This is a genomic window from Devosia insulae DS-56, assembly GCF_000970465.2.
Lineage (GTDB): Bacteria > Pseudomonadota > Alphaproteobacteria > Rhizobiales > Devosiaceae > Devosia_A > Devosia_A insulae.
Genome location: NZ_LAJE02000266.1, coordinates 1 through 6,359, shown reverse-complemented (window position 1 = coordinate 6,359; position 6,359 = coordinate 1). Strand labels below are relative to the sequence as shown.

Genomic DNA, 6,359 nt, shown 5'->3' with positions numbered 1-6,359 from the left:
CGAAAACAGAGGTTCCCGCTGTGGGGGGAATGACCCGGTGGGTGGGGCACCACCCTGGCTTAGCGCGTATGAGTGCGGGGACGGGTGTGGACCGGCGCTTTCGAGTGTGCCCGTCATCGGCTAGTTTCGGGGTAGAATGAACATCCTCCCCCTCACACCGACCCGCGCGGCGTCGATCATCGCTCAGGACGGCGGCAATGGCTGGAACCGGCGCGAGGAGCACTGGCTGGCTGTGCTCGCCCAGATCGAGACCGGGCAGCGCGCCACACTGGTGGCGGTGCTCGACGCCCAGGTGGTTGGCTATGGCAGCCTGCTGTGGCGCTCGGGCTACCCAGGTTTCGCCGCCGCCGACATTCCAGAAGTGCACGACCTCGCAACGCTGGCGCAGCACCGCGGCAAGGGTGTCGCCACCAGCCTGATCGCCGCCCTCGAGGACCTCGCCCGCCAGCGCGGCCACCAGGTGACCGGTCTCGGCGTCGGGCTCTACGCCGACTACGGCCCGGCGCAGCGGCTCTACACCCGCCTCGGCTACCGGCCAGACGGCAACGGCGTCACCTACCGCCATACGCCGGTGGTGTCGGGCGCATTGTTCCCGATCGATGACGAGCTGCTGCTGTGGCTGACCAGGCGGCTCTGAGCCCTAAATCTCATGGGCCCCGTCTTCGCCGGGCTGACACGGGGCGTGGGATGATTGGGTGCCTGCCAACCCCTCACCCGTCTCGCGCTCCGCGCGATCCACCCTCTCCCCGACGGGGAGAGGAACAGTGGTGGGTCACCGACCTTTCGATATTCTTCTCCCCGTCGGGGAGAAGGTGGCGCGTAGCGCCGGATGAGGGGAAAGCCACGATGGAGAAGGCGCCGTCGTTTCGCCGGTGCAGCCCAATCGCGAAACCTAAATCTCCTCCGGCGGCTCCCAGTTCGGCCAGTCCGCCACGTGCTCTTCCCACTCGCCGGGCTTTACCGATTTCTCGGGTACCGTACGCCCACGCACCGAGACACCTACAGTCATGACGGTTTCCGGATCGCCCGAGACCAGCGGGTGCCACCAGGCGAGGCCCTTGCCTTCGGCGATACGGCGATAGGCGCAGGTTTTGGGGATCCACTCGATGGTGCGCACGTTCTCGGGCGTCAGCTTGATGCAATCGGGCACCAGCTTCAGCCGATTGGGATAGTCCGAGCACTTGCAGCTTTCGCCGTCGAGCAGCTGGCAGCGCACATCGGAAACGTAAATGTCGCCGGTGTCCTCGTCCTCGAGTTTCATCAGGCAGCAGCGCCCGCAGCCGTCGCAGAGCGATTCCCACTCCACCGTGGTCATTTCCTCGAGCGTTTTTTCTTCCCAGAAGGCCATTCGGGTTCCTGTGACGACTGAGCGGGACCGAGAAAGAGCCGTGGACTCTTCCGCTGCAGTCCCGCTACGCAAAGCAACTGCGCTTGCGCAAACTCTCCGCTGATCATATTCGAGCGACTGCCTTGCCAATGCGCCCCAAATTGGGGAGATTCAAGACCATAGGGGCTATTGGCACGCCGCGGAGTTTTCGGTGCAGGATCCGTTCTATCACAAAGAGAAACGGCGCAAGAAAACGCGCATGCTGGCGGCCGACGCCTGGCTCGACTCGGCGCTCTACGAGTTCGGCCAATCGCTCGGGCGGGGCTACACCCGGGTCGAGGATTTCTTCTCGCGCTTCCGCGTCTCCGGCATCAAGCGCTTCTTCGTCGAGATCGTCTCGGACGGCTTCAGCTTCCTCGCCATCGGCATGGTGCTGGTCACCGCGCTGGCGCTGCCGGCGTTCGATGCCACCGTTACCGGCCGCTTCAACAAGGCCGAGGACTTCGCCGTCACCTTCCTCGATCGCTATGGCAACGAGATCGGCCGGCGCGGCATCCGCTCGGATGATTCCTACCCGCTCGACAAGCTTCCCGACTACCTGATCAAGGCGACGCTCGCCACCGAGGACCGGCGCTTCTACGAACACTGGGGCATAGACGTGGTCGGCACGTTGCGGGCGCTGGTGTCGAACGCGCAGGGCGAGAACTCGACGCAGGGCGGCTCGTCGATCACTCAGCAGCTGGCCAAGAACCTGTTCCTGAGCTCCGAGCGCACCATCGAGCGCAAGATCAAGGAAGCGTTCCTGTCGGTCTGGCTCGAGTGGCACTATACGAAGGACGAGATCCTCAAGCTCTATTTCGACCGCGCCTATATGGGCGGCGGCAATTTCGGCGCCGCCGCGGCGGCCGAGTTCTATTTCGGCAAGAAGGTCACCGATGTGAACCTCGCCGAGGCAGCGATGCTGGCCGGGCTGTTCAAGGCGCCGACCAAATATGCGCCGCATGTCGACCTCGCGGCGGCGCGCGGCCGCGCCAACCTGGTGCTCTCCAACCTCGTCGATGCGGGCTTCCTCACCGAGGGGCAGGTCACCGCGGCGCGCCGCAACCCGGCCGTGCCGATCGACCGCTCCGCCGAAGCCAACTCGCCGAACTACTTCCTCGACTACGCCTTCGAGGAAGCCAAGAAGATCATCGAGACCTCGGGCAGCACCTCGAACACTTTCGTGGTGCGCTCGACCATCGATCCGGTGCTGCAATCCTATGCCGAGGATGCCGTCACCTCGGTGGTGCGCGAGCAGGGCGAGGCGTTCAATGTCAGCCAGGCCGCCATGGTGGTGCTGGAACCGACCGGGCCGATCCGCGCCATGGTCGGCGGCATGGATTACGGCAAGAGCCAGTTCAACCGCTCGATCGTCCCCAACCGGCAGCCGGGCTCGGCGTTCAAGCTGTTCGACTATGCCACCGCCTTCGAGCTGATCCCGGAGTATGACCCGGACACCGTGGTGTCGGGTGCGACCCAGTGCATCGGCAATTGGTGCCCGCGCAACTATTCGGGCAACTCGGTGGGCCGGATCAGCCTGATCTCGGCCTTCCAACAGTCGATCAACACCGTACCGGTGAACCTCTCGATCAAGACCGGCCGCCAGCCGATCGCCGATTTCGCCCACAAGATCGGGCTGCAGAACGATTTCCCGGTGACCCGCTCGCTGGCGCTGGGCGCCGCCTCGGTCAGCGTCATCGATATGGCCTCGTCCTATGCGGTGTTCGCCAACCACGGCTACAAGACCCCGGCCTATGGCATCACCCGCATCACGACGCTGTCGGGCGATCCGATCTATGACGCGGATTCCGAACCGCAGCAGGAGCGGGTGGTCAGCGACCAGACGGTCAAATACATGAACCGGATGATGCGCGCCGTGGTAGAGAGCGGCACCGGCCGCCGCGCGCTGATCGAGGGCGTGCCCTCGGTCGGCAAGACCGGCACCACATCATCATATCGCGACGCCTGGTTCTGCGGCTTCACCGGCAACTATGTGGCGGCGGTCTGGTTCGGCAATGACGACTATCGGCCGACCAAGAACCTGACTGGCGGCACCCTGCCGACCACCGCCTGGCAGAAGTTCATGGCCTACGCCCACACCAATATCGAGATCAAACCCGTGGAAGGCGTGGATTTCGCGCCGGCGCCGTTCGTCATCGCCAATGCCGAGGAAGGCCAGCCAGTGGCGCCGACCATCGAGCGTCCGCCCGGGCTGAAGCCCGGCGCAGCAGACAAGCTGCTCGAAGTCGCCGATCGGCTGCGCAATGCGCTGGGCGGCGCCAGCAACCAGGCAGCGCTCACAGTCACCACCCCTCTTCCGGCCAAGGCATTGTAACCCTTGCGCTTTCTTGTTCACCTCGGGGCCATGCTGCTGGTCGCACTGCTGGTCGGGTTCGGGCTCAGCTGGTACGCGCTGAGCGACGGCCGGCTGTTCGGCGCCATCGAGATCGGCCCGTGGTCGGCCTGGCGCGATGTCGGGGTGCCGGCGCCCGACCCCTATACCCGCGCCTTCATCGCCCGTTCGGGCGCGCTCGAGCTGGGGGCCAGCGAAGGCATCCAGTTCATCGCAACGACCGACAGCGACAACCGCCGGCTCGACCGCGCCTGCCGCTATCGCATCGATGGCACGACACCCGCCGCACGCTTCTGGACCCTGGTGCCGGTGGCTCCCGGCGACGGCGCCCCGATCACCCGCGAGAACGGCCCGACCGATTTCCACAGCGCACGGCTCAGCCGGGCCGGCGACGGCTCGGTCGAGCTCTATGTGTCGAAAACGCTCTCGCCGCAGAACTGGCTCGAAATCACCGGCGATGGCGCCTTCGACCTGGTGCTGACGCTCTACGATACCTCGAGCCTGTCGGGCGTCGGCGCCGATGTCGCTGCCCTGCCCTCGATCATCCGCGAGGCCTGCGCATGATCCGCACGTTGCTCTGGCTGCTGGGCGGCGTGGTGCTGGGCGGCATCATCCACATCGCGGTGATCCTCAGCCTGCCAGCGCTCTCTGCCACCTCGGCCTGGGATCATGTGGCGGCCGCCGGTGCCGGCCCGGGCCCCACCGTGCTGTCGGCCGCCGCGGCAGGCCAGCCCAACCCGCTGCGGCTCGACCCCGAGCTCACCTATGCGGTGTGCCGGATCGATCTGCGCAGCGGCCCGGCCTCGGTCACCGGCACGCTGCCGCAATCCTTCTGGTCGGTCGCCGTCTACAGCCGCGCCGGCACGGTGGTCTATTCGACCACCAACCGCGACGGCATCGGCACGGCGCTCGATCTCGGTATCTTCAACCCCGGCCAGACGCGCCTGCTCGCCGAGCAGAAGCTCGATATCGCCGAGGGCCTGTTGATCGTCGAGGCCAAGGAAGACGACCTGTTCGTTGTCGTCCGCCTCGCTCCGCCGCACCCGGAAATGCGCGCCCGCTACGAGAAGGCGCTCGCCGGGCTCAAATGCGGCACCATCGACACCTGAGCTTACTGCTGCGGCTCGGACTTGCCGGTTAGAGGTACGGTGGTCAGGCGCAGACCAAGGGCGTGCACCACCTTCAGTACCGTCGCAAACTCGGGATGCCCTTCGGGGCTCAAAGCGCGATAGAGCGCCTCACGCGCCAGCCCCGTATCCCGCGCCAGCTGCGTCATGCCACGCGCCCGGGCAATGTCCCCCAGCGCCGCGGCGATCACTGCCGGGTCGCCATCCTCGAACGCTGCCTCGAGAAAGAGTGCCGCCCGTTCGTCGGTATCGAGATGATCGGCGATGTCCCACTTTGTCGTCGTAAGTACCATGATCATCCTTCTTTCCATGCCGCCGCGAGTTCCTGGGCGCGGCGGATATCTCGATCCTGGCTGCCCTTGTCGCCGCCGCACAACAGCAGGACGTACAGATCACCGCGCCGCATCAGGTAGACCCTGTAGCCGGGGCCGTAGTCGATCCGTAGTTCGCTCAGGCCGCCACCGATGGGGCGCACGTCTCCGGCATTGCCAAGCGATAGCCGATAGATGCGGAGATTGATCCTGGTCTTTGCCCGCTCGTCCCGCAGTCGGGAGAACCAAGTTCGATACGCGTCCGTCTGCCGTATCTCGATCTCGGCCATGTGTAACTCATGGGTTACAGTCGGTCAACCAGGCTACTTGCGGTATTCGCCCTCGCTGGGCGCATCCATCAGCACCCGGCCGGGGATCGCACCGCCGCCAGCGCCATTGTCGTCCCAGCCGTCACCGCAGAACTCCAGCGCCTCGGCACGGTCGACCCAGATGGCGAGGCGGCTCAGGCGCTCGTCGACTTCGATCGCCTCGCCGTGCGGCGTCTCCACCAGGAAGTGATCGAGCGCGTAGCCGTAGGAGCCATAGCGGTAACCGAGGGCCGCCACGAAGCGGCCAACATAGAGATCGTTCTCAGCCTTGCGCAGCCGCATCTGCTTGAGCATTGCCGGCTCGATGTCATCGAGTTCAGTCGCCGCCACGGCGCGCTGCCGGTCGATCTCGATGACTGCGCAGATCGCCTTGAAGGTGGTGGGCAGCGTCAAGAGGTCCGCCCCGACATCGTCGGCAATGGTGTTGAAGCGCACGCGCGACGAGGCGTAGGCCTCGCGGGTGAGCCAGCGATAGTACAGGTCGAACTTGTCCGGCCGCGAACTGAACACCCCAGCAACGAAAATCACCTGCTCGTAGTCGAAGGCCCAGTCCCTGGCATGCCGCGCGATGAGGAACCGGTACACCCGGTCATGCATCTCGCGCTCTTCATCGGTGATGTTGAAATCGGACACCGGCTGGTTGCCCAGCCGCCGCATGAGCCGGTCGGTCTCCGGAATGATCTTGTCATTGAGCACGCCCGGCTTCACCCGGCCGAAATCGCCGAGCTCATGCGCGCCGGCAGGCGCGGCGCCGAGCAGCAACGCCAGCCCCAGGGCGCGAAGCATACGCAGTAGCGGCCTCCCTCCCCCTTGAGGGGAGGGATTGAGGGAGGGGGTGGTGCGGTGATCACCGATGGACCCCCACCCCCAACC

The 6,359-nt window shown here is 65.7% G+C and carries 8 protein-coding genes; 4 read left to right on the top strand and 4 right to left on the bottom strand.

Annotation, left to right across the window (positions count from 1 at the left end):
• Positions 1-136: 136 nt before the first annotated feature.
• The gene (locus tag VW23_RS18695) at positions 137-637 is read left to right on the top strand and encodes a GNAT family N-acetyltransferase (protein ID WP_084646301.1); all 501 of its coding nucleotides are present in this window, start codon (positions 137-139) and stop codon (positions 635-637) included.
• Positions 638-892: 255 nt separating this feature from the next.
• Here VW23_RS18695 and VW23_RS18690 read toward each other — a convergent pair whose 3' ends face one another.
• A complete protein-coding gene (locus tag VW23_RS18690) occupies positions 893-1,348 on the bottom strand; it encodes a YcgN family cysteine cluster protein (RefSeq protein WP_069911057.1) in 456 nt (151 codons plus the stop codon).
• Positions 1,349-1,586: 238 nt separating this feature from the next.
• Between VW23_RS18690 and VW23_RS18685 the strand changes: the two genes are divergently transcribed.
• From VW23_RS18685 to VW23_RS18675, 3 genes are read left to right on the top strand one after another with little or no spacing between them, the layout of a single operon-like run.
• On the top strand, positions 1,587-3,701 hold the full coding sequence (locus VW23_RS18685; RefSeq protein WP_244513654.1) for a transglycosylase domain-containing protein: 2,115 nt from the start codon (positions 1,587-1,589) through the stop codon (positions 3,699-3,701).
• 30 nt (positions 3,702-3,731) lie between these two features.
• The gene (locus VW23_RS18680) at positions 3,732-4,283 is read left to right on the top strand and encodes a DUF1214 domain-containing protein (RefSeq protein WP_069911055.1); all 552 of its coding nucleotides are present in this window, start codon (positions 3,732-3,734) and stop codon (positions 4,281-4,283) included.
• Positions 4,280-4,828, top strand: coding sequence for a DUF1254 domain-containing protein (locus tag VW23_RS18675; RefSeq protein WP_069911054.1), 549 nt, complete (start codon positions 4,280-4,282; stop codon positions 4,826-4,828). Before VW23_RS18680 ends, VW23_RS18675 begins: the two co-directional genes overlap by 4 nt.
• Positions 4,829-4,830: 2 nt before the next feature.
• Here the strand turns inward: VW23_RS18675 and VW23_RS18670 are convergent, their stop codons facing one another.
• Genes VW23_RS18670 through VW23_RS18660 form a run of 3 tightly spaced genes read right to left on the bottom strand, consistent with a single transcriptional unit; the run spans position 4,831 to position 6,272 of the window.
• On the bottom strand, positions 4,831-5,145 hold the full coding sequence (locus VW23_RS18670; RefSeq protein ID WP_342029931.1) for an addiction module antidote protein: 315 nt from the start codon (positions 5,143-5,145) through the stop codon (positions 4,831-4,833).
• The gene (locus tag VW23_RS18665; protein ID WP_069911053.1) at positions 5,142-5,447 is read right to left on the bottom strand and encodes a type II toxin-antitoxin system RelE/ParE family toxin; all 306 of its coding nucleotides are present in this window, start codon (positions 5,445-5,447) and stop codon (positions 5,142-5,144) included. Before VW23_RS18665 ends, VW23_RS18670 begins: the two co-directional genes overlap by 4 nt.
• Before the next feature lie 33 nt (positions 5,448-5,480).
• The gene (locus VW23_RS18660) at positions 5,481-6,272 is read right to left on the bottom strand and encodes a hypothetical protein (RefSeq protein WP_069911052.1); all 792 of its coding nucleotides are present in this window, start codon (positions 6,270-6,272) and stop codon (positions 5,481-5,483) included.
• Positions 6,273-6,359: the final 87 nt, after the last annotated feature.

Coding starts and splice junctions, on each gene's coding strand:
- VW23_RS18695 (WP_084646301.1), top strand. CDS start 137: ATGAACATCCTCCCCCTCACACCGACCCGCGCGGCGTCGATCATCGCT.
- VW23_RS18690 (WP_069911057.1), bottom strand. CDS start 1,348: ATGGCCTTCTGGGAAGAAAAAACGCTCGAGGAAATGACCACGGTGGAG.
- VW23_RS18685 (WP_244513654.1), top strand. CDS start 1,587: ATGCTGGCGGCCGACGCCTGGCTCGACTCGGCGCTCTACGAGTTCGGC.
- VW23_RS18680 (WP_069911055.1), top strand. CDS start 3,732: ATGCTGCTGGTCGCACTGCTGGTCGGGTTCGGGCTCAGCTGGTACGCG.
- VW23_RS18675 (WP_069911054.1), top strand. CDS start 4,280: ATGATCCGCACGTTGCTCTGGCTGCTGGGCGGCGTGGTGCTGGGCGGC.
- VW23_RS18670 (WP_342029931.1), bottom strand. CDS start 5,145: ATGATCATGGTACTTACGACGACAAAGTGGGACATCGCCGATCATCTC.
- VW23_RS18665 (WP_069911053.1), bottom strand. CDS start 5,447: ATGGCCGAGATCGAGATACGGCAGACGGACGCGTATCGAACTTGGTTC.
- VW23_RS18660 (WP_069911052.1), bottom strand. CDS start 6,272: ATGCTTCGCGCCCTGGGGCTGGCGTTGCTGCTCGGCGCCGCGCCTGCC.